The 535-nt window shown below is 45.2% G+C and carries 1 protein-coding gene; it reads left to right on the top strand.

From position 1 onward, the window contains the following. On the top strand, positions 1 to 535 hold a 535-nt coding region (locus GMD6S_RS10095), incomplete at both ends, for a PLP-dependent cysteine synthase family protein (RefSeq protein WP_000330243.1).

The following is a 535-nucleotide window of genomic DNA, read 5'->3' as shown; positions in this document are numbered from 1 at the left end:
GAAGCTTTTAACCCTGGATCGTCAGTAAAAGACCGTATTGCCCTTAGCATGATTGAAAAAGCGGAACAAGATGGTATTCTAAAACCAGGTGCTACCATTGTTGAAGCAACGAGTGGAAACACTGGTATCGGTCTTTCATGGGTCGGTGCTGCTAAAGGATATAAAGTTGTTATCGTCATGCCTGAAACGATGAGTGTGGAACGACGTAAGATTATCCAAGCCTATGGTGCTGAACTCGTCCTCACTCCTGGTAGCGAAGGAATGAAAGGAGCTATTGCTAAAGCTCAAGAAATCGCTGCTGAACGTGACGGCTTCCTTCCCCTCCAATTTAATAATCCAGCTAACCCAGAAGTACACGAAAGAACAACAGGAGCTGAAATACTGGCTGCTTTCGGTTCTGATGGTTTAGATGCTTTTGTGGGTGGTGTTGGCACCGGTGGAACGATCTCAGGTGTTTCTCACGCTCTTAAAGTAGCAAATTCAAACATTCAAGTTTATGCAGTTGAGGCAGACGAGTCAGCTATCTTGTCTGGTG

The organism is Streptococcus sp. GMD6S (assembly GCF_000297015.1).
Note: the sequence above shows the minus strand (reverse complement) of the source record. Positions and strands in the feature narration are given on the sequence as shown.